Source organism: Paraburkholderia sp. SECH2 (assembly GCF_030464795.1).
Lineage (GTDB): Bacteria > Pseudomonadota > Gammaproteobacteria > Burkholderiales > Burkholderiaceae > Paraburkholderia > Paraburkholderia aspalathi.
In genome coordinates this window covers 351,746-370,720 of the sequence record NZ_JALPRH010000005.1, presented here as the reverse complement: position 1 = coordinate 370,720, position 18,975 = coordinate 351,746, and the positions used below count along the sequence as shown (strand labels likewise).

Annotated in this window: 19 protein-coding genes; 16 read left to right on the top strand and 3 right to left on the bottom strand. The window is 57.8% G+C overall.

What is annotated here, in order from left to right:
- Nucleotides 1–61 precede the first annotated feature (61 nt).
- The 7 genes from M0D66_RS12745 (at nucleotide 62) to M0D66_RS12715 (ending at nucleotide 7,049) form a co-directional block, all read left to right on the top strand.
- The gene (locus M0D66_RS12745; protein WP_093645788.1) at nucleotides 62–919 is read left to right on the top strand and encodes a LysR family transcriptional regulator; all 858 of its coding nucleotides are present in this window, start codon (nucleotides 62–64) and stop codon (nucleotides 917–919) included.
- A 225-nt stretch (nucleotides 920–1,144) separates the two neighbouring features.
- A complete protein-coding gene (locus tag M0D66_RS12740; protein ID WP_093645790.1) occupies nucleotides 1,145–1,855 on the top strand; it encodes an SDR family NAD(P)-dependent oxidoreductase in 711 nt (236 codons plus the stop codon).
- Between the two features lie 61 nt (nucleotides 1,856–1,916).
- On the top strand, nucleotides 1,917–2,342 hold the full coding sequence (locus M0D66_RS12735; RefSeq protein WP_093645792.1) for an organic hydroperoxide resistance protein: 426 nt from the start codon (nucleotides 1,917–1,919) through the stop codon (nucleotides 2,340–2,342).
- 140 nt (nucleotides 2,343–2,482) lie between these two features.
- Complete coding sequence (locus tag M0D66_RS12730) at nucleotides 2,483–3,112, top strand: TetR/AcrR family transcriptional regulator (RefSeq protein ID WP_211706886.1); 630 nt, start codon at nucleotides 2,483–2,485, stop codon at nucleotides 3,110–3,112.
- 86 nt (nucleotides 3,113–3,198) lie between these two features.
- The gene (locus M0D66_RS12725) at nucleotides 3,199–4,863 is read left to right on the top strand and encodes a GMC family oxidoreductase (RefSeq protein ID WP_266210788.1); all 1,665 of its coding nucleotides are present in this window, start codon (nucleotides 3,199–3,201) and stop codon (nucleotides 4,861–4,863) included.
- A 23-nt stretch (nucleotides 4,864–4,886) separates the two neighbouring features.
- On the top strand, nucleotides 4,887–6,143 hold the full coding sequence (locus M0D66_RS12720) for a CaiB/BaiF CoA-transferase family protein (RefSeq protein ID WP_211708086.1): 1,257 nt from the start codon (nucleotides 4,887–4,889) through the stop codon (nucleotides 6,141–6,143).
- A gap of 30 nt (nucleotides 6,144–6,173) precedes the next feature.
- Nucleotides 6,174–7,049 (top strand): enoyl-CoA hydratase-related protein, encoded by an 876-nt coding sequence (locus M0D66_RS12715; RefSeq protein ID WP_244869874.1) that lies wholly within the window; start codon nucleotides 6,174–6,176, stop codon nucleotides 7,047–7,049.
- Nucleotides 7,050–7,092: 43 nt separating this feature from the next.
- On the opposite strand, the gene M0D66_RS12710 is transcribed toward M0D66_RS12715, so the two are convergent.
- Nucleotides 7,093–8,004 (bottom strand): LysR family transcriptional regulator, encoded by a 912-nt coding sequence (locus M0D66_RS12710; protein WP_266210787.1) that lies wholly within the window; start codon nucleotides 8,002–8,004, stop codon nucleotides 7,093–7,095.
- Nucleotides 8,005–8,212: 208 nt separating this feature from the next.
- On the opposite strand from M0D66_RS12710, the gene M0D66_RS12705 reads away from it, so the two are divergent.
- Complete coding sequence (locus M0D66_RS12705; protein WP_211708084.1) at nucleotides 8,213–8,974, top strand: carboxymuconolactone decarboxylase family protein; 762 nt, start codon at nucleotides 8,213–8,215, stop codon at nucleotides 8,972–8,974.
- 200 nt (nucleotides 8,975–9,174) lie between these two features.
- Here M0D66_RS12705 and M0D66_RS12700 read toward each other — a convergent pair whose 3' ends face one another.
- Nucleotides 9,175–9,537 (bottom strand): nuclear transport factor 2 family protein, encoded by a 363-nt coding sequence (locus M0D66_RS12700; protein ID WP_211708083.1) that lies wholly within the window; start codon nucleotides 9,535–9,537, stop codon nucleotides 9,175–9,177.
- Between the two features lie 364 nt (nucleotides 9,538–9,901).
- On the opposite strand from M0D66_RS12700, the gene M0D66_RS12695 reads away from it, so the two are divergent.
- The 8 genes from M0D66_RS12695 (at nucleotide 9,902) to M0D66_RS12660 (ending at nucleotide 17,988) form a co-directional block, all read left to right on the top strand.
- Entirely contained in the window at nucleotides 9,902–10,138 is a 237-nt protein-coding gene (locus M0D66_RS12695) for a 4-oxalocrotonate tautomerase family protein (protein ID WP_211708082.1), read from the top strand.
- A 17-nt stretch (nucleotides 10,139–10,155) separates the two neighbouring features.
- Entirely contained in the window at nucleotides 10,156–11,301 is a 1,146-nt protein-coding gene (locus M0D66_RS12690; protein ID WP_200621052.1) for an HPP family protein, read from the top strand.
- Nucleotides 11,302–11,555: 254 nt separating this feature from the next.
- The gene (locus M0D66_RS12685; RefSeq protein WP_200621051.1) at nucleotides 11,556–12,533 is read left to right on the top strand and encodes a LysR family transcriptional regulator; all 978 of its coding nucleotides are present in this window, start codon (nucleotides 11,556–11,558) and stop codon (nucleotides 12,531–12,533) included.
- A 116-nt stretch (nucleotides 12,534–12,649) separates the two neighbouring features.
- Nucleotides 12,650–14,356 (top strand): FAD-dependent oxidoreductase, encoded by a 1,707-nt coding sequence (locus M0D66_RS12680; RefSeq protein WP_211708081.1) that lies wholly within the window; start codon nucleotides 12,650–12,652, stop codon nucleotides 14,354–14,356.
- Between the two features lie 96 nt (nucleotides 14,357–14,452).
- Entirely contained in the window at nucleotides 14,453–15,478 is a 1,026-nt protein-coding gene (locus M0D66_RS12675; RefSeq protein WP_211708080.1) for a D-cysteine desulfhydrase family protein, read from the top strand.
- 180 nt (nucleotides 15,479–15,658) lie between these two features.
- Complete coding sequence (locus tag M0D66_RS12670; RefSeq protein ID WP_200621048.1) at nucleotides 15,659–16,543, top strand: LysR substrate-binding domain-containing protein; 885 nt, start codon at nucleotides 15,659–15,661, stop codon at nucleotides 16,541–16,543.
- A 113-nt stretch (nucleotides 16,544–16,656) separates the two neighbouring features.
- Nucleotides 16,657–17,079, top strand: a complete 423-nt coding sequence (locus M0D66_RS12665) for a VOC family protein (protein WP_211708079.1) — start codon at nucleotides 16,657–16,659, stop codon at nucleotides 17,077–17,079.
- A gap of 66 nt (nucleotides 17,080–17,145) precedes the next feature.
- Nucleotides 17,146–17,988: an oxidoreductase gene (locus tag M0D66_RS12660; RefSeq protein WP_211708078.1), complete on the top strand. Its 843-nt coding sequence runs from the start codon at nucleotides 17,146–17,148 to the stop codon at nucleotides 17,986–17,988.
- Nucleotides 17,989–18,003: 15 nt separating this feature from the next.
- Here M0D66_RS12660 and M0D66_RS12655 read toward each other — a convergent pair whose 3' ends face one another.
- The gene (locus M0D66_RS12655; RefSeq protein ID WP_200651981.1) at nucleotides 18,004–18,945 is read right to left on the bottom strand and encodes a LysR family transcriptional regulator; all 942 of its coding nucleotides are present in this window, start codon (nucleotides 18,943–18,945) and stop codon (nucleotides 18,004–18,006) included.
- Nucleotides 18,946–18,975 lie beyond the last annotated feature (30 nt).

Genomic DNA, 18,975 nt, shown 5'->3' with positions numbered 1-18,975 from the left:
ATAAACGAAGTATCATCGCCAGATTAAGTTCGAATCGCACTGTATAGGAAAGGGCTATTCCATGTTCGATACCGTGCTGCTGCGATCCTTCGTGGCCGTGGTTCAGGAAGGCGGCTTCACGGCCGCAGCCGCCCGTCTCAATCTGACGCAGTCTGCCGTCAGTGCGCATCTGCGGCGTCTGGAAAAACAGACCGGCCGCGAGCTGCTCGCGCGCACCACGCGCTCGATTACGCTCACGGCGGACGGCGAGCTGCTGCTGGGTTACGCGCGGGCCATCCTCGCGCTCAACCGTGACGCACGGGCACAGATGCTTCGCGGACCCAGCGAGGGAGCAATCCGGGTCGGTCTCTCCGACGACCTCGCCAACGTCAGACTGATGAATGTCATGCATGCGTTCGCAGTGCGCTACCCGCGCATCGCCTTCAGTGTCAGGGTCGGCATTCCCGCCGAACTGCTGCACGCGATGGATCAGGCCGAACTCGACATGGTGATCGGCGGCCGCTGCGAGGGTGGCCGTTCTGGACGGGTTCTCTGGCGCGAACCGCTCGTGTGGGCGGGCGCCGAGTGGGCTGCGCTCACGCCCGGCGTTCCAGTGCCGCTCGCGGTATTGCCCGAGCCGTGCCCATATCGTGAGGTGGCATTGGCCGCACTCGCCCGGGCTGGCCGCGATTACCGGATAGCGCTGGTGTGCTCGAGCGGCGCCGGTCTGTGCGCCGCAGCGCAGGCTGGCTTTGCGGTGACGCCGGTGGTCCAGACACAACTCGTGCACGGCTTGCGCGTAATTCCGCCGGATGCCGGCTTGCCTTCGTTGCCGGATGTCGAGTTCACGATTTTCACTGCGGCGGGGGCATCCCCACACATTCAAATCGCCGACGAACTGAGCGACGCCGTCGTGCTTGCGTTCGCGAACAGAGGATGATGCCGGGCGAGCGCATGGCGGGCGGCCAAAGATAAGAAATCAAACCGTTGCTTGACCCGTGCCGGCCCATCAATCCCCGAACCTCGATCCGATTTGTTCCGCTCACGCAAAATAGTTTGTCCATAGCGGGTGTTTGCTCAGCGCGTGAATACACCTAGATTAGGCACCTATCGGAGCCACCGGCCCGGTGGGCAAGAAAGCCCAATCCAATATTCGAGGTATTCCATGAGCACGTCGCAAAAGGTCGTAGTTGTTACTGGCGCATCGCAAGGCATTGGTGCCGAGACCGTCAAAGCATTTCGCAAGCTTGATTACCGCATCGTCGCAACGGCACGCAGCATCAAGCCGTCCGAAGATCCCAACATCGTGACAGTGGCGGGTGACATCGCTGATCCGGCAACGGCGCGTCGCGTGATTGCCGAGGGCGTGGCACGCTTCGGCCGCATCGACACGCTGATCAACAACGCCGGTGTTTTCATCGCCAAGCCGTTCACCGGTTATACGTCTGAAGACTACGCTTCGGTGACGGGCGTGAATCTGAACGGTTTCTTCTACATCACGCAGTTGGCGATCGCCGAAATGGAGAAGAACAACAGCGGCCACGTGGTCAGCATCACGACCAGCCTGATCGACCACGCCATCGACGGTGTGCCGTCGGTACTGGCGTCGCTGACTAAAGGCGGTTTGAACGCAGCCACCAAGTCACTCGCAATCGAATATGCGAAGCGCGGTATCCGCGCGAACGCGGTTGCTCCCGGCATCATCAAGTCGCCGATGCACGCCCCCGAAACGCACGGGGCACTCGGCGCACTCCATCCGATGGGCCATATGGGCGAGATGAGCGACATCGTCAACGCGATCCTGTATCTGGACTCGGCGCCGTTCGTGACGGGCGAAATTCTGCACGTCGACGGCGGTCAGAGCGCTGGGCACTAAGGCAACACGGGGGGCGCTACTGGTTGCGCCCGTTATCTGAATCATCAATAAGGAGCTGACTATGTCGATAGAAAACGTCCTGTACCGTGCACACGCTGAAGTTACCGGAGGCCGCGAAGGCCGCGCCGTGGCGCCGGAAGGCGGACTTGACCTGAAGCTGACGAGGCCGAAGGGATTGGGCGGGAAGGGCGAGAAAGGCACCAACCCCGAAGAGCTTTTTGCTGCCGGTTACAGCGCGTGTTTTATCGGTGCCATGCAATTCGTTGCTGCGCGCGACAAAATCGCTATCCCTGCTGATGTATCGATCAACGGAATCGTGGGTATCGGTCCCATTCCCAATGGTTTCGGCATCGAAGTCGAGTTGAAGATTTCGTTGCCGGGCATGGCACGCGAAGCGGCTCAGGACTTCATCAACAGAGCTCATATTGTGTGCCCCTATTCGAACGCAACGCGTAACAACATTGACGTTACGCTGACGCTCGTCTAAGCCGCAATCCGGTTCGACCGGTTGCAGGTCGCCGTGCGCCTGGCGACCTGCAGGGCCTGTCCCGCTGCGAGTTGCGCCAATCTGTAACAACACGCCGCTTCACGTTGAATTTTGTAGACGGACGGTCTAATATCGGCTGTATGGACATGCATACAGCTCCGCGCCGTCGAGGGCGCCCACCGAAGGACCTCGCGGGCCACAGCGAAACCCGGGAGATTCTCGTGCGGGCGGGCGTTGCTGCGCTCACGGAAAAAGGTTTTTCCGCCACGGGTATCGACGAGATCTTGCGCAGCGTGAATGTGCCAAAGGGCTCGTTCTATCACTACTTCGGAAGCAAGGAAGAATTCGGCCTCGAATTGATCGACCGCTACGCTGCGTATTTCGCGAGAAAGCTAAACTGGTTTTTCACGGACAAATCGAAATCACCGCTGCAGCGCTTCCACGATTTTGTCGCGGATGCGGAAGCAGGGATGAAACGCTACAGCTTTCGGCGTGGGTGTCTGGTCGGTAATCTCGGGCAGGAAATTGCGGTACTTCCGGAGAGTCATTGCATACGGTTGCGCGAGGTTTTCGCCGACTGGGAAGCTCGCACGGCAAGGTGTCTGAAGGAAGCGCAGGCGGCCGGCGAGATTGCGGAAGGGGCCGATTGTTCGAAACTTGCGGCGTTCTTCTGGATCGGCTGGGAAGGCGCAGTGTTGAGGGCAAAGCTCGAAGGCGGCCCTGAAGCGTTGCACATTTTCGCGGACGGTTTTTTCGCCGGGCTGGGTTAGCGCCGTTTTTTTTCTATTTAAATAGACGATCGGTCTAATTTATGTCGGCAGCGATGAAAACGCTCGCGAGGGTAAATGGGATGCAAATGGAAAGTACGACATTTGACTTTATTGTTATTGGCGCCGGTTCTGCCGGCAGCCTGCTCGCGAATCGCCTGAGTGCTGACAAGACCCGGAATGTCCTTCTGGTGGAGGCGGGCGGTAGTGACGATTACATGTGGATTCATATCCCCGTCGGCTATTTGTATTGCATCGACAATCCGCGCACGGACTGGCAATTCCGCACCGAGCCGGACAAAGGACTCAACGGCCGGCAGATCCTTTATCCGCGCGGCAAAACGCTGGGCGGATGCTCCAGTATCAACGGGATGATCTACATGCGTGGCCAGGCGCGCGACTACGACCAATGGGCCGAGCTGACTGATAATCCGGAATGGACATGGAACAACTCATTGAAGGACTTCAAGGCTCACGAAGACTTCTACAAACTCGATCCGAGCCAGCACGAACGGCTGAACGCCAATGCCGAGGCGATTGCAAAGATTCACGGAAGCGGCGGTGAGTGGCGTGTCGAAAAGCAGCGTCTCAGGTGGGAAATTCTTGATGCGTTTGCCGAAGCAGCGGAGCAGGCCGGCATTCCGATCATCGACGATTTCAACAAGGGCGACAATTTCGGCGTGAGCTACTTTAATGTCACGCAGAAAAACGGTTGGCGCTGGAATACGTCAAAGGCTTTCCTGCGTCCGATCAAACACCGCTCGAATCTCACGACGTGGACTGACGCCCACGTGAAGAAGCTCAACATCGAACGCGACAGTAACGGTGCGCTGCGTTGCACCGGCGCGGAAATCGTTCGCAATGGCGAGCTTGTGTCGGTGAATGCCGCCCGCGAAGTCGTGCTTAGCGCGGGTGCGATCGGATCGCCGCACATTCTGCAGCACTCGGGGATTGGTTCGGCATCTCTATTGAAAAAGCACGGCATCGATATTGTTCAACACACACCTGGCGTCGGCGAAAATCTGCAGGATCACCTGCAGATTCGCGCGGTCTATAAGGTTGAAAACTGCGACACGTTGAACGTTCTTGCCTCGAACATGCTCGGCAAGGCGAAGATCGGCCTTGAATATGCGCTGCACCGATCCGGCCCGATGAGTATGGCGCCCTCCCAGCTCGGGGCCTTTGCCAGAAGCGATCCGTCAAGGAAGCACGCAAACATCGAGTATCACGTGCAGCCGCTGAGTCTCGACGCTTTCGGGCAGCCGCTGCACACGTTTCCGGCGTTCACCGCAAGTGTTGCCAACGTGAACCCGACGAGCCGGGGCACGGTGCACATCAAGAGCGGCAACTTTGAGGATGCGCCGGCCATTGCGCCGAACTACCTCAGTACGGAAGACGATCGGAAAGTCGCTGTAGATGGCCTTCGCCTGACGCGACGCATTGCGAGCCAGGCGGCGCTCGCGAAATACCGCCCGCAAGAGTACAAGCCGGGCGCGCAATACGAGTCCGACGCCGAACTCATGAAGCTGGCCGGGGACATCGCCACCACGATCTTCCATCCCGTCGGTACGGTTCGGATGGGCACGTTAGCGGATCCGAATGTCGTTGTCGACAGCCATCTGCGCGTGCGCGGCGTTGCAGGACTTCGTGTGGTGGACGCGAGTGTGATGCCCACGATCACCAGCGGCAATACGAGCTGCCCGACGATGATGATCGCCGAGAAAGCTTCGCACTGGATTCAAGAAGGCGTTTGACCTAATTCAACCAGGAACTGGCTATGGCTGAGAACAAACCCGGGGTGAAGAGGCGCTTGCCCCTCGAAGGAATAACGGTTGTCGATTTTTCGCGTGTGCTGTCCGGACCGTATTGCGCGATGACGCTGGCTGACCTTGGGGCACGCGTCATCAAGATCGAGCGTGTAGGCACCGGAGACGATACGCGCGCGTTCGGTCCGTTCGTCGACAATGAATCGGCGTACTTCATGTGCTTCAACCGCGGAAAGGAAAGCATTGCGCTCGACTTCAAGTCTCCACGTGACCGCGAACTTCTCGAGCGCCTGCTGGATAAGGCGGACGTGGTGGTCGAGAACTTTCGGCCCGGCGTGATGGAGCGGCTCGGCTACGGCCCCGAGCAATTGGCAAGGACGCATCCGCACATTGTCTATGCCTCGATTTCGGGCTTTGGCCACAGCGGCCCGTTCAAGGATCTGCCCGGCTATGACACCGTCGTGCAGGCCATGGGCGGCGTCATGAGTCTGACGGGATGGCCCGACAATCAACCGGCGCGCGTGGGTACTGCGTTCGGCGATCTCGGCGCCGCACTATTTGCCGTGATTGGCATCCTGGCGGGGCTATATAAGCGCTCTAAAGACGCACAAGGCACGCACGTGGACATCGCGATGCTCGATTGTCAGGCGGCGTTGATGGAAACGGCGTTTGCAAGATTTGACGTCGAAGCAAAGGTGCCCACGAGGACTGGCGACGCCCATCCCTCGCTCGCGCCGTTCGAAAGCTTTGCTGCGCAGGATGGCCGATTCATTATCGCCGCGGGGAACGATCAGCTTTTCCTGTTGATGGCCGATGCCTTGGGCGTGCCGGAAGTGGCGCTCGACCCGCTGTTCCTGACCAATGATCTCCGCGTGCAAAACCGGCCCGTCATGATCGAGACCGTTGAGCGGGTGACCCGCTCAGCACCGGTCAGCGTTTGGCTCGATAAGCTGAACGAGGCTGGGGTGCCCTGTGCGCCGATCAACACGATCGACAAGGTCATCGAACATCCGCAACTGCACGCGCGCAACATGTTCATTCATGTTCAGGGCAAATCCGAGCGGAAAGTGAAAACGGCCGGCAATCCGGTCAAGATGAGTACCTCACCCGATGAGGACGTCACGGTAGTCAGAAAAGCGCCGGCGGTGGACGAGCATCGCGAAGCAATTCTGGCTGAGTTGATGGCTTCATCAGGCGCCTATGCGTCGCAAGCGGATGCTGAATCAGACAACGATCCTTTGAAGCGCTCGATAAGCCTTCCCGCATAACGCCTCACATTTGAACTGACAGGTGAAAATATGTCGAACGATGTTTCAGCAGTGCGTGGCGCATCCGCTAAACAAACCAGCGTGCAAGTGATCGACGCGAATGCCGATACCGCAGGGGCCACGTCGGAAAACGGTACGTACGAAACCATCAAGATCGACCGAAGGGAGCGCGTCGGTCTGATCACGCTCTATCGCCCGAAGAACCTGAACGCGCTCAACGTTCAGATGTCACGCGAAGTGCTCGCAGCGCTTACAGCTTTTGACCAGGACGACGGAATTGGCGCCATCGTGATCACCGGCAATGGGCGCGCTTTTGCGGCAGGGGCGGACATCGAGGAAATGGTCGACAAGTCCTTCGCCGACTGGCACGCGAAAGATCTTTTCGCCGAGTGGGACCGCATTGCGACGATTTCGAAGCCCATCATCGCGGCTGTGGGTGGCTATGCCCTCGGCGGCGGATGCGAACTGGCGATGGCGTGCGATTTCATCATTGCGGCCCATGATGCTCAATTCGGCCAGCCGGAAATCAAGCTCGGAATTCCGCCAGGTATTGGCGGTTCGCAGCGCTTGACGCGTGCGGTCGGAAAGTCGCTTGCAATGGACCTGATCCTCACGGGCCGGAACTTGCGCGCTGATGAAGCACTTGCAGCCGGTCTCGTTGCGCGCGTGGTTCCCTCGACCGACTTGCTGCAAACGGCGCTCGAGACAGCGCACACCATCGCCGGTTACAACCTGCCTGCCGTACGGCTTGCAAAGGAGGCCGTCAATCGGGCATTCGAGACGCCGTTGAAAGAGGGTGTTCTGCATGAGCGCCGGCTCTTCCACGCCGCGTTTGCGACCGAAGGTCAAAAGGAAGGCATGTACGCATTCCTTGCCAAGCGCGCTCCTGTATTCCGCCATCGATAGGTCATGGTTTTTCGTTAGTAACGTGGGATGGGCGCAAGTGCCACTATGCGCCTAGTTTCTCCATCAGGAAGTCCACGAAACAGCGCACACGTGACGACAGATGGCGGCCGTGCGGATATAGCAGGATGAACGGTCGCGAACATCCGCCATACGGCTTGAGCATTTCCTTGAGCGTTCCGTCAGCTATGTCTTTCTCTACGATGAACCGATAGGTATGAAACACGCCTGCTCCATGGCGCGCCAGGGTGACGCCGGCAAGCGCATCGCCCGATGATCCACGACGGCCGTGCGTAGTGATCTCGTCGAGTTCGCCATCTCGATTGAATACCCAGGGCAGGTTGCGGCCGGTGCTCGGTAACTCGAACTGGATGCAGTTGTGATTGATTAAATCGTCCGGCGTTTCCAGTTTGGCCGCTTTTCGCAGATAAGCCGGTGATGCCACGACTACCGTTTCCGCGTCTTCGAGTTTTCGGGCAATCAGACTCGAGTCCCGTGGAGTACGACCCCGGATTGCCAGATCGAATGGTTCGTCCGCAAAGTCGATGTTACGGTTGCTCAGATGCGTTTCGACGGTGACCTCCGGGTAGCGCTCATGGAAGTCTGCCAAAAGGGGAAGGACGCGATAGTGACCGTACGGCGTTGGCATGCTGATTCGCAGCACACCCGCCGGCGTTGTCTGTTGCCCGGTAGCTTCTCGTTCTGCATCCACGAGATGACTTAGCGCCAGCCGACACTGCTCGAAGTACCGGCTCCCCACGTCGGTCAGCCGGATCTGCCGCGTGGTTCGGACAAACAGGCGTGCACCGAGTCGTTTCTCGAGACGCGCCACCGCACGGCTGACGGCTGCAGGTGTAACGCTTGCGGCGTTCGCAGCGACAGTAAAACTACCCAATTCAGCTGCCAGACAGAACAGTTCGATACTGCCTACAAGGAGGTCATCAAATTGACGCTGCATGGTTTCTCACGGTGGTTGTTATCTGCCAAACAGATAGCCGTATATTTTCTCTTCGCTTGTTAAGCGTGCAAAACGGTGCGAGGGTGGGACGTTGATCATGCTCCTGACCGCATGGACGATGTGATGGGTCTTCGCTGAAGTATTGGGCAAACGCGGATTGCCTTAGCGGTTAGTCAGACTATGTATGCCTATCCCTAACGGAGAAGTGATGACGCTTACCACCAGACAACAATCGATCAAGGATGAGTTCATTCGTGTGCGCAATACCTGGGCACCGCAGTGGGAAAGTATTCTTCGCAACGACTGCGATTTCCTTCACGCTTACCTGAAGCTCTCAGCCGTACCGCTGTCGCACAACCGTCTTGAGGACAAGGTCAAGGAGTTCATCTACATTGCCGTCAATGCATCCTCGACGCACCTCTTCGCTCCCGGCATCCAGATGCATCTGAAAGCGGCGCTGGATTTTGGCGCTACACGTGAAGAACTGATGGAGGTGCTCGAGTTGACCAGTACGGTCGGTATTCACGCTTCGAACGTGGCGATGCCCATTCTCGCCGAGGTGCTTCAGGAAGAAGGTCTGCGAAAGCCGGCGGGGTCTGACGATAGCCGCCGTCAAGCGTTGAAGCGGCGTTTCACCGAAGTACAAGGGTATTGGGATCCCATATGGGACGGTGCGCTGGCACTCGATCCGGATTTCTTTGAAGCGTATCTCGAGTTCTCTTCGGTTCCGTGGCAGACCGGTGTGCTCGCGCCGAAGGTCAAGGAGCTGGTGCTGTGTGCGCTCGATATCGCCGCCACGCATCTTTACAAGCCGGGCATCAAGATCCATATGCGCAACGCAATTCGCCATGGGGCAACTGCCGAAGAAATCATCGAGACTGTCGAAATTGCCAGTGTTATCGGAATTCACGGTGCGCTGATTGGAACTCCGATGCTGGACGACGCAATCGCGGCGGCGCGGGCTTCGTGAATTTGACGGGAGGTAGATCGTATTTCCTCCATCGCGGACTGGCAACTTCGGTGACAGTCGAATAGCCGAAAAAAGGCGCACGTCCGAGAGCGTGCGCCGCGACAACAGAAGGGCAGGGTTAGGAGGAGACTCCCTTCATGCCGCAAAGAGAATAAACGCGAGCACCCGATGCATTGCCTGCATCCTGTCGACGTGGTGCATCACGCTACCGAAATGTCGTGCCACAGCTTGGCCACAATCATGAAGGAGCCGTCGACATACGCCCAGTTCAAGTGATCGATAAAAACCTTGTCGTGAATGCGCAGGCGAACCTTGGTGACCGAAGTATCGGCTGACAGAAAGTCTGCGGAGATCAAGGTGTCGTCACGCGGTTGACCCTTGCTCATTGGCGACACACGTTCGGCGATCACGCGGCGGTAGTCGGCAATCGGGACGACGGTCAGTTTTCCATCGTCTGTGTCAAACAGACTGCAACTTGTGTGGAAGACCCGATCAAATTTTTCCAGATCGCACTCGTGCAGCGCCTGGAAGTAAAGATCGACGGCTTTGACAAGCGCGGGCATTTTCTCGATAGACATACGGGCTTTCCTGTTGATTTCGGTGACTAAAAGTCCACTGCCTGGAACTGGAACGATCGCATTTCGCGAGCAAGAATATGCGACATGTGCGTCGCAAGCAACTCGTCGCCGGAATATCAGTCTTTCCAGATGGGAAGAAGAGATCCGGAATTGGACCCATTACGCATCAATGATGCTTATCTGGATGCATCCCGTCTCTACGAACAGACACGCCTGACTTGTTCTAACCGGGCAAGAGTGTTTGTCCTCGGCGGGTATTCAAACGCGATGGCAGCGAGCCTAGGATTCACCATATATCAGCGCCGCTGGCCGGTGCTCCTTTGCGTCAATCACCGTAAGGCGGAAAGACATGCCTATTGTTACGATTCAGATCACCCGCGAGGGGACCACGCCCGGCACAACTTCGGTCACGGCGGAAGAAAAAGCCCGCTTGATCAAAGGTGTCAGTCACCTGCTGCTCGACGTACTAAGCAAACCTCTCGACGCGACGTTTGTTGTCATCGAGGAAGTGGAAACGGAGAACTGGGGCTGGGGTGGGCTGCCGGTAGACGAGTATCGCAGGCAGCGGGGAAGCAAACCGGGCTGAGGGCCCGTGGAAGGCCCATGATCGACTGGCTTAGCCGCTTCATTCCGTCGCCCATTTCGGTAAGCTGGTCCGAGCGTATTCGTTCGTGCGTGGGAGCGCTGATCGGCATTACGATCACCGGCATCACCATGCGCAGCTTCAATCAGAGCGGTGCATTGGTGCCATTCCTGGTCGCCCCTATGGGTGCGTCGGCAGTCTTGCTCTTCGCCGTGCCGGCAAGTCCAATCGCTCAGCCTTGGTCGTTCGTTGGCGGGAATCTGATTTCCGCCACGATTGGCGTGACCTGCTCGCAATTTATCTCTGACCCCGTCCTCGCGGCAGCTGCTGCAATCGCGTTTGCGCTATGCGCGATGTTCGCGTTCAGATGTGTGCATCCTCCTTCTGGCGCCGTCGCGCTCACGGCCGTGTTGGGAGGAGCTAACGTTCACGCTCTCGGATATGGCTTCGTGTTCGCGCCGATCGCTGTGCAATCTTTGATCATGCTAGCGTGTGCGATTGTCTATCACGCGCTCACCGGACACCGTTATCCCCATACCCGGCACGACAGCAGTGCCACAAACGACCCCGGCGAGTCGCGCCGAGGGATCTCCCGCGTTGAACTGGAGTCCGCCTTACGCCGACACGGGGAACTCCTCGATATCGGCACCGACGATCTTGCCTCGCTACTGCAGGAAGTACAGATGCTGGCTTACGCGCGCAGCTTCAGCGAACTGACATGTGGTGACGTCATGTCGCGCCCGGCCATCTACATACCAACCAGGACCTCGGTCAAAGCAGCACATGACATTTTACTTAGACATAGCATTAAAGCGCTTCCGGTAACCGACGAATCGGACCGGGTCATTGGCATTGTCACGCGGGCGGATGTTCGTGGATGTGAAGAAACCGCTTGCATTGCTGAGACCTGCGATCGGTGTATCGAGCGCGGGACTGTTCGCAATCAGGAGACGCTAGTCGATAGTTTAATGACAACTCCGCCGGAGACTGTCGAAGCTGGAACATTATTGATAACGGTTGTGCCGATGTTCGCGAAGCACGGACATCACCACATACCCGTTGTCGACTCTCATGGCCGGCTCGTCGGGATGATGACCCAGGCCGATGTTGTTTCTGGCCTCTATCAGCACAGTCACGCGTTCACTGACATGCAACGCGCGGCATGACGTGGGGCGACGTCTCGTGGCTATCTACTTTTGCGATACCCCTATCGCGACAAACCGCCTGTGCGTTCTGGAAACATTGCTAAGCTGTTCTCCTACGTGATACGTCAGCAACCCGAACGTACGAACGCCGCCATTGGGTCCGTCGGACTTTCGATGGGACCATCAGCGATGATGGCAGCCGCCGGATTTTTGCATCCGCGACAGTCCCGGTCACGGGGGATGTTCGCTTTGTGAATCTATCAGCGAGGTAGGAGATGGACCAGCTATACATGTTGCGGACTTTCGTTGCAGTCGTACAGCATCGAAGCTTTAGCAAGGCTGCCGCGTCGTTGGGCGTGACCACCGGCTCGATCTCCAAAGCCATCACAAGACTCGAAGCGAGTATCCAGACGCGGGTTCTGTATAGAACAACTCGAACTGTTTCGGTGACAGACGCGGCGCAGTCGTACTATCTGAGTTGCTGCCGTCTCCTCGAAGAACTTGACGAAGCAAATCGCCGCATTGCGCAGGAGCGTGAAATCGACAGCGGAAGATTGCGACTCGTTGTGCACCCGATGCTGGTGAGCAAGACGCTCTCTCGACTTGTGTCGAACTATCACGCTATCGCTCCGAACGTGAACCTCATGATCTCCGTTCAGGAGGGAGCTGTGAATCTGTATGACGGCCATTTCGACGTGGCGATTCTTCCACCTCATCTTGTCGAGCAGTCTGCGGTCATTCGCCGTACGTTATCCACGTCATCGCACATTTTCGTTGCTGCACCGGGTTACCTTGAACAATGCGGTACACCCGAGACCGCTTCGCATTTGGCCGCACATTTCCTTCTGGTGGACCCCGCCTCGAGGCAGAAGGGCACGAATTTCATCGATCTGCTGGAAAACGGGAAAAGCGTGAGTGTGCTCCCAATGTCGTCCATGGACGGTAACGAAGTGCTGCTTCGGGCGACAGCGCTTACAGGTACTGGCATCGCGAGCTTACCTGAAGCGATGGTTCGGGAAGACATTGCCACCGGGCATCTCACGCACATCTTGCCGCAGTGTTCCACCTCAGAAAGCGGTGTCGAGATATGCCTGTTCTACTCACACCGCGAACTGCTTCCTGCAAGACTCAGGAATTTCGTTGACTTCTGCACGGAGTTTTTTCGCTCGGGGGCCCGAAATATCCCCAATGAGATCGCGACGATTTCACAACCCTTGGGCCGCAGCGCTGAGCGCACGCTAACAGCGGCCTGAGATCATCGCGCAGCCTGCTTTCAAATGCGACTGCGACCGTGAACTCAAATTTGAACGATGGCGAAAATGGTCCGTTGTCTCATCGCGAGCCGTCAACTGATGGTAAGGACACTCCCATGACATTGAAAGACGGTGTATCAGGGGGCCGTGTCACGCCTGAAGACTACAAAACCGTCGAGGCAGCACAACGTACCCAGATTGAACGACGCCGGTATCAGATGTACCCCCGTTTGACGGAAGCGCGGATAGCCAAGGCGGCTCGCTTCGGGACGACGGAACATTGGAAGGCCGGCGACGTTATGTTTCGCGCTGGAGAGCAGAGCGAAGGCATGAGAATCCTGACGCGTGGGACGGTCCATCTGATCGTACGAAACGGGTTCGGCCAGTCTCACCTTTTTCAGGAGGTCAGTGAGGGACACTTTCTCGGGGAGACGGCAACCCTCAGCGGCAAACCCTACCTCGTCGATGCGATTGCCATCACTGACGTCGACGCGTTCCTCATCTCGCCTGAGCAACTCCGGTCGCTTCTGATTGCGGAAGCTCAGCTTGGCTCGGAGATCATGCGCGCGTTTATTCTGCGACGCGTCGGATTGATTCAGGACGGTAGTGGTCCGATCCTGCTAGGGGCCTCAACCGATCCGAGACTCATCGTCCTCGCGGATATGCTACGACGCACCAATCACCCGCATCGGATTCTTGATCCGGTCACGGACGACGAGGCTCGCGATTTCCTTTCGAAAACACCGTACGTAGAAGGAAAGATGCCACTGGCCGTGCTGGTTGATGGCGCTATCCTGCACAATCCTGACGAAACACTCCTCGCGTCGAAGCTTGGTCTCCTGTGCGGCTTCGATGAAGCTGACACGTACGATGTCGTTATTGTTGGCGCCGGTCCAGCCGGACTTGCAGCAGCCGTGTACGCAGCGTCAGAGGGGCTATCCGTGCTGGTTTTCGATTCAAAGGGGTTTGGCGGACAGGCCGGTGCAAGCGCCAGGATCGAAAATTATTTTGGGTTTCCAACCGGCATTTCCGGTCACGTTCTCGTGAGCCGCGCATTTGAGCAGGCGGTTAAATTCGGAGCGGAAATCGTCATACCTACCGAAGTGGCAAAACTGCACTGCACGGAATCGCCCTTGAAGGTCGAACTCCGCGATGGGCGGTGCGCGCGAGCGAAGACGGTCGTTATAGCATCCGGTGCCGCCTATCGCCGCCCGCAGATTAAGGGTTTAGATGAGCATGGGATTCATGGTGTCAACTTTTGGGCGTCGTCGATCGAGGGGCGCCTCTGTCAAGGCTCGGAAATCGTGCTTGTGGGAGGGGGAAATTCCGCTGGACAGGCAATCGTCTTCCTGGCGAGCTATGCAGCACATGTACATGTGCTGATTCGACGCGAGAGCTTGCGCGACACCATGTCGAGGTATTTGATCGATCGCGTAAGCTCGATCGCCAACGTGACGATTCATAATAATGCCGTCATCGAGTCTATCGTGTCTGACGAGGACGGCCTGACGGAGGTTCATTTCTGCTCGACTGGGAGTTGCACGCGAATCCCGACTCGCCACCTCTTCCTTTTTACCGGCGCTGATCCAGCCACCGGCTGGCTACGTGGCTGCGGCGTGGAAGTTGATGACAAAGGTTTCGTCATAACCGGCCGCACGGGTTCGACGGAGTCGGCGCTCGCCCGCTTCGCCTTCCAGACAAGTGTTCCAGGCGTTTTTGCAATCGGCGACGTGCGCTCGACGTCGATCAAGCGCGTCGCATCCGCCGTCGGGGAGGGGGCTGCTGTAGTGTCGGAAGTCCATGCGCTATTGGCGGCCGAATAGCAATCGCAAGCAATGGATCGGCAATCTATTGCAGGCGAGGCAACTTCGACAATTCCAATCCGGGCTGAACGATCAGCCAACTTGTGGAGCGATTAAATGACATTACGAGTGCCCGACCTTTCCCGGTATCCCAAAGCGCAATTGCGCGACGGACCTTCACCGATTGTGGCGCTCCCAAGATTGAGCCAGCACTTGGGCGGCGCTGAAATCTATGTCAAACGAGAGGACGTTGACGGCCTTGGGGGCGGAGGCAACAAGCTGCGCAAACTTGAATTTCTGATCGGTGAGGCGCAGGCGGCCGGCGCGGACACGATCATCACGGTCGGCGGCCGGCAGTCAAACCATGCTCGGTTGACAGCAGCGGCGGCCGCGCGCGTAGGAATGAAATGTGAACTGGTGCTCTCAAGGCTGGTTCCGATCGAAGACGACGACTACGTCGAAAATGGCAATGTGGTGCTGGATCGTCTCTTTGGCGCACTCATTCACGACATTCCAGGAAACGTTAGCGCACTGCAGGTTGCGGAGGAACGAGCCGCAACGTTGCGCGGCGAGGGACGAAAAGTTTATGTGTGTCCGCTCGGTGGATCGAGCCCGGTAGGCTGTTTGGGCTATGTTTCCTGTGCACTTGAGATTCTCGACCAGTCCACGAAAAGCGGCATTCTCTTCGACCATATTGTCGTTGCGAACGGCAGCGGAGGCATGCAAGCGGGGCTTGTGGCCGGTGCTATCGCTGCTGGTGTGTCGCCAACGAAAGTGGTGGGGTATACGGTTCTTGCGCCGCTCGAAAAAGCTTATGCCACGACTTTTGAAAAAGCGCAGCAAACGCTTGACCTGATTGAATCAGGCCTCACGGTTTCCAGCGACGACATTGTTCTCCATGGTGATCAGCTCGGGAACGGCTACGGGTTACCTACCAGTTCAATGCGCCGGGCAGTTACGCTTTTGGCCAGCCAGGAAGGTCTTCTACTAGACCCGGTATATAGCGGCAAAGCGTTCGCGGGTCTGATCCAGAGCATCGAGAACGGAATATTCGGTGCGGGACAAAAAGTTCTGTTTCTCATGAGTGGGGGGACGCCTTCGCTGTTTGCCTATCGCACCACGTTTGAGTCCGCACTGCGCTGACGCATATGTGACGCCCAGGAACAATTGAATTGCCACTGACTGCAATAATTTCGCGTCGAAGCTCGTCCAGAATACGAGGCATTCCGATCGCGACCGAAACGCCATCGTGCGGCATCTGGAGGGCAAGCATTCGCGATTCGGCTAACGCTGAAACAGGCGCCTTTTTGACAGGACAGTGTTATGGATGTTGCCGATCTCAAGGCATTTGAAGCGGTTGCTCGCCACGGGAGCATGAACAGGGCGGCCGTCGAGTTGCATACTGTTCAGTCCAACGTAACGGCCAGGATCCGTTCACTGGAAAGAGAAGTGGGTGTAGCGCTCTTTCAGCGGCATGTCCGCGGTGTGAGTATGACGCCGGCGGGTCAGCGCATGCTTCCGTACGCGGCGCGAATTGCCAAGCTCGTTGCCGACGCCCGCGTGGCGGCCATGGACGACGGTCCGCCGCGCGGTTCCCTGGTGCTGGGAACCATGGAAACCGCAGCGGCTCTGCGGCTCTCGCCGATAGTAAGCAACTTCGCGCGGATGTATCCGCAGGTCAGGCTGTCGCTGACAACTGGAACCAGCCGCAGCCTCGCGGTGGATGTCGCGGAATGCCGTCTGGATGGGGCGTTCATAGCAGGTCCGCTCGACCACCCGGAGCTTCACAGCGAGACCATTTTCCGTGAAGAGCTGGTGCTGGTGACGCCTCGCAGCATATTCTCACTGGAGTCTTTGACGTCGATCCCGCACCTGAAGACGATTGTGTTTCGCGTGGGCTGCTCGTATCGGCATCAGCTGGATGCGCTGCTTCTGGAGAGGGGAATTCTCGTGACGGCGCTCGAGTTCGGCTCGCTGGACGCAATCATCGCGTGTGTGGCGGCCGGTATAGGAATCACGTTGCTGCCGCGGGGCGTGGTCGCGGTGGCAGCGCAGCAGGATATCGTTGCGATCCATGAGATCTCGCCCGAGAAAGCTGGTGTCGAGACGCTTTTCATCCGACGGCATGACGCCTACATTTCGAGTGCCATGCGTGCTTTCGTCGAGGTGTCGCGCTCGGCGCTCGGGCCTTTGATGGCGGCGGCGTAAGGGACGACCTGCGATTTTCGCAAACGCACTTCCTGCTTCCCCTGCATAGTACGTACATGCGAGGCCATTTCGGCGCTGGCTAATATTGTCTGAGTTTGAAAGGAGAGATTGCGATGGCTGCTGCACCTCTAACACTTGGCATCGACCATGTCGGCTTGACGGTCCGGAATTTGAACGTCACTCGGGACTTTTTCGTCAACGCCCTGGGCTGGACGCAGGTTGGTGAAAGACCAGCCTATCCGGCCGCTTTTGTGTCCGACGGGCGCGTCATGCTGACACTCTGGGAGGTCAAGGATCTGGCGAATCGTGTGGAGTTTGACCGCAAGGCGAATGTCGGTCTACATCACCTCGCGCTGCGGGTTGGCAGTCAGGAGGCGCTCGACGCCATTTTCGCGCAGGTTTCCGCATGGCCAGGTGTAGTGGTTGAGTTCGCACCGGAGAACCTGGGCGAAGGACCCAAGCGTCACACGATGGTGTACGAACCGGGCGGCATCAGACTTGAGTTCGACTTCGATCCGCGAATTCAGCCTGCTTGAGTTGAGCTGAGGCGCGGAGGAAGTGGTTCTGGCAATTCGAAGTTTACCCAAAGCGAGGTTTCAATCGTGAGCAAAACCGCCCAGCGGATTTTTTTGATTACCGGTGCAAGCTCCGGGTTTGGCCGTGCTTTGGCGAAAGCCGCATTGGCCGCCGGCAACATTGTGATCGGTACGGTAAGAAACCATCCCGCGAAAGTTGAATTTGAGGGATTGCATGCGAACCATGCGCACGGCGTACTCCTCGACGTGTCAGATTTCGATTCCATCGATGCCGCGATCAATGAAGTCGCCCAGCGCGTCGGCCTGATCGACGTTCTCGTGAATAGCGCGGGATACGGTCATGAAGGCATTCTCGAAGAATCACCGCTGGAGGAACTGCGTCGACAGTTTGATGTGAACGTGTTCGGCGCCGTGGCGATGATCAAGGCCGTGCTCCCGTCAATGCGAATACGGCGCACGGGTCACATCATCAATATCACGTCGATGGCGGGGCTCGTTACATTTCCCGGCATCTCATACTACTGCGGTAGCAAATTCGCGCTTGAAGGGATATCGGAAGCCCTGGAGCAGGAAGTACGCAGCTTCGGTATCAAGGTGACGGCCGTCGCGCCGGGCGCGTTTCGAACAGATTGGGCTGGGAGATCGATGGTGCGTACGGAGCACAGCATCGACGACTACGATACGGTGTTTGCGCCGATCCGCCGTGCCCGTTTGGCGAAAGACGGGAAGCAACCGGGGGACCCGGCTAAAGCGGCGAGGGTCCTGCTGGACCTGATCGACGAGGATGACCCGCCGGTCCACCTCGTGCTGGGCGATGACGCATTACGCGTGGTCCGGGACAAAATATCCGCATTGAGCCGCGAAATTGATGCCTGGGAATCCGTTTCGAAATCTACGGGGTTCTCGTGAAAGCGTATCGGGATGTTATGGCGGAAAGCCTGCGGCGAAAGTTTCCCTCAGATAGGCGACAAACAGTTCGACAGCGCGTGGTACGTGCGGGGTGTATGGCCGAACCACATAGAGTTGTTCGGCAAAGGTGCCTATTGGTCGCCAATCGGGCAGGAGAACGACAAATTTCCCCGATTGAATCGCGGCCTGTGCCGTGAAATCGGGTAGTAACGCGATGCCCAGATCGTCAAGGGCGGCGTCTCTCAATGCTTCGCTATTGTTAGCGGAAAGAGGGCCGTTTACCGTGATCATCAGAGGAGCGGAGTGCGTGCGTCGCGCTGTTCTGCGTTCGAACGACCAGATTCCAGACCCTAACGCACGAGGGTAAAACAGGCAATCGTGAGCGGAAAGATCCGCGGGTGATTCAGGCAGGCCTCGACGCTTCAGGTAAGCGGCTGTCGCGACGATCACAGATTGCGTCTCGCACAGCTTCCATGCGACATGAGTCTCTGGAACCTGGGCGCTGTGTCTGATGGCGAGATCGAAGCCCTCGGTGGTGATCGAACTCAGACGGTCAGACGCTTCAAGTTGTACGCGTACTTCGGGATTTGCCCGTAGAAACGCAGACATTCTCGGTACCAACTGCTGCCGCGTGAACGCCACCGGCGCCGTTACCCGGATCAACCCGCGTGCAACGCCCGCCATCTCCCGTACCGTCGCAAAGCTCGTTGCAATATGCTCATACTCCAGACGCGTGTTGTCGACGAGCCGCTGCCCGGCTTCGGTGAGTCGTACGCTGCGGGTGGTACGTTGCACCAGTGCGACGCCTGCGGCTCGCTCCAGTTCCGCGATGCGCTGGCTCATTGCGGCTTTGCTCACACCAAGGCGAGCAGCCGCCGCGGTGTACGTGCCTTGTTCGGCAAGAACCGTCAACCAGTGCAAATGCGTCCAAAGGCTTTCAACCTTTTGCGTGTTCATGTGCTTTTTGTTCACCATTGAAAACAATCA

Excerpts from the sequence above, each read along its gene's own strand:
- M0D66_RS12745 (WP_093645788.1), top strand. The coding sequence starts at position 62 with ATGTTCGATACCGTGCTGCTGCGATCCTTCGTGGCCGTGGTTCAGGAA.
- M0D66_RS12740 (WP_093645790.1), top strand. The coding sequence starts at position 1,145 with ATGAGCACGTCGCAAAAGGTCGTAGTTGTTACTGGCGCATCGCAAGGC.
- M0D66_RS12735 (WP_093645792.1), top strand. The coding sequence starts at position 1,917 with ATGTCGATAGAAAACGTCCTGTACCGTGCACACGCTGAAGTTACCGGA.
- M0D66_RS12730 (WP_211706886.1), top strand. The coding sequence starts at position 2,483 with ATGGACATGCATACAGCTCCGCGCCGTCGAGGGCGCCCACCGAAGGAC.
- M0D66_RS12725 (WP_266210788.1), top strand. The coding sequence starts at position 3,199 with ATGGAAAGTACGACATTTGACTTTATTGTTATTGGCGCCGGTTCTGCC.
- M0D66_RS12720 (WP_211708086.1), top strand. The coding sequence starts at position 4,887 with ATGGCTGAGAACAAACCCGGGGTGAAGAGGCGCTTGCCCCTCGAAGGA.
- M0D66_RS12715 (WP_244869874.1), top strand. The coding sequence starts at position 6,174 with ATGTCGAACGATGTTTCAGCAGTGCGTGGCGCATCCGCTAAACAAACC.
- M0D66_RS12710 (WP_266210787.1), bottom strand. The coding sequence starts at position 8,004 with ATGCAGCGTCAATTTGATGACCTCCTTGTAGGCAGTATCGAACTGTTC.
- M0D66_RS12705 (WP_211708084.1), top strand. The coding sequence starts at position 8,213 with ATGACGCTTACCACCAGACAACAATCGATCAAGGATGAGTTCATTCGT.
- M0D66_RS12700 (WP_211708083.1), bottom strand. The coding sequence starts at position 9,537 with ATGCCCGCGCTTGTCAAAGCCGTCGATCTTTACTTCCAGGCGCTGCAC.
- M0D66_RS12695 (WP_211708082.1), top strand. The coding sequence starts at position 9,902 with ATGCCTATTGTTACGATTCAGATCACCCGCGAGGGGACCACGCCCGGC.
- M0D66_RS12690 (WP_200621052.1), top strand. The coding sequence starts at position 10,156 with ATGATCGACTGGCTTAGCCGCTTCATTCCGTCGCCCATTTCGGTAAGC.
- M0D66_RS12685 (WP_200621051.1), top strand. The coding sequence starts at position 11,556 with ATGGACCAGCTATACATGTTGCGGACTTTCGTTGCAGTCGTACAGCAT.
- M0D66_RS12680 (WP_211708081.1), top strand. The coding sequence starts at position 12,650 with ATGACATTGAAAGACGGTGTATCAGGGGGCCGTGTCACGCCTGAAGAC.
- M0D66_RS12675 (WP_211708080.1), top strand. The coding sequence starts at position 14,453 with ATGACATTACGAGTGCCCGACCTTTCCCGGTATCCCAAAGCGCAATTG.
- M0D66_RS12670 (WP_200621048.1), top strand. The coding sequence starts at position 15,659 with ATGGATGTTGCCGATCTCAAGGCATTTGAAGCGGTTGCTCGCCACGGG.
- M0D66_RS12665 (WP_211708079.1), top strand. The coding sequence starts at position 16,657 with ATGGCTGCTGCACCTCTAACACTTGGCATCGACCATGTCGGCTTGACG.
- M0D66_RS12655 (WP_200651981.1), bottom strand. The coding sequence starts at position 18,945 with ATGAACACGCAAAAGGTTGAAAGCCTTTGGACGCATTTGCACTGGTTG.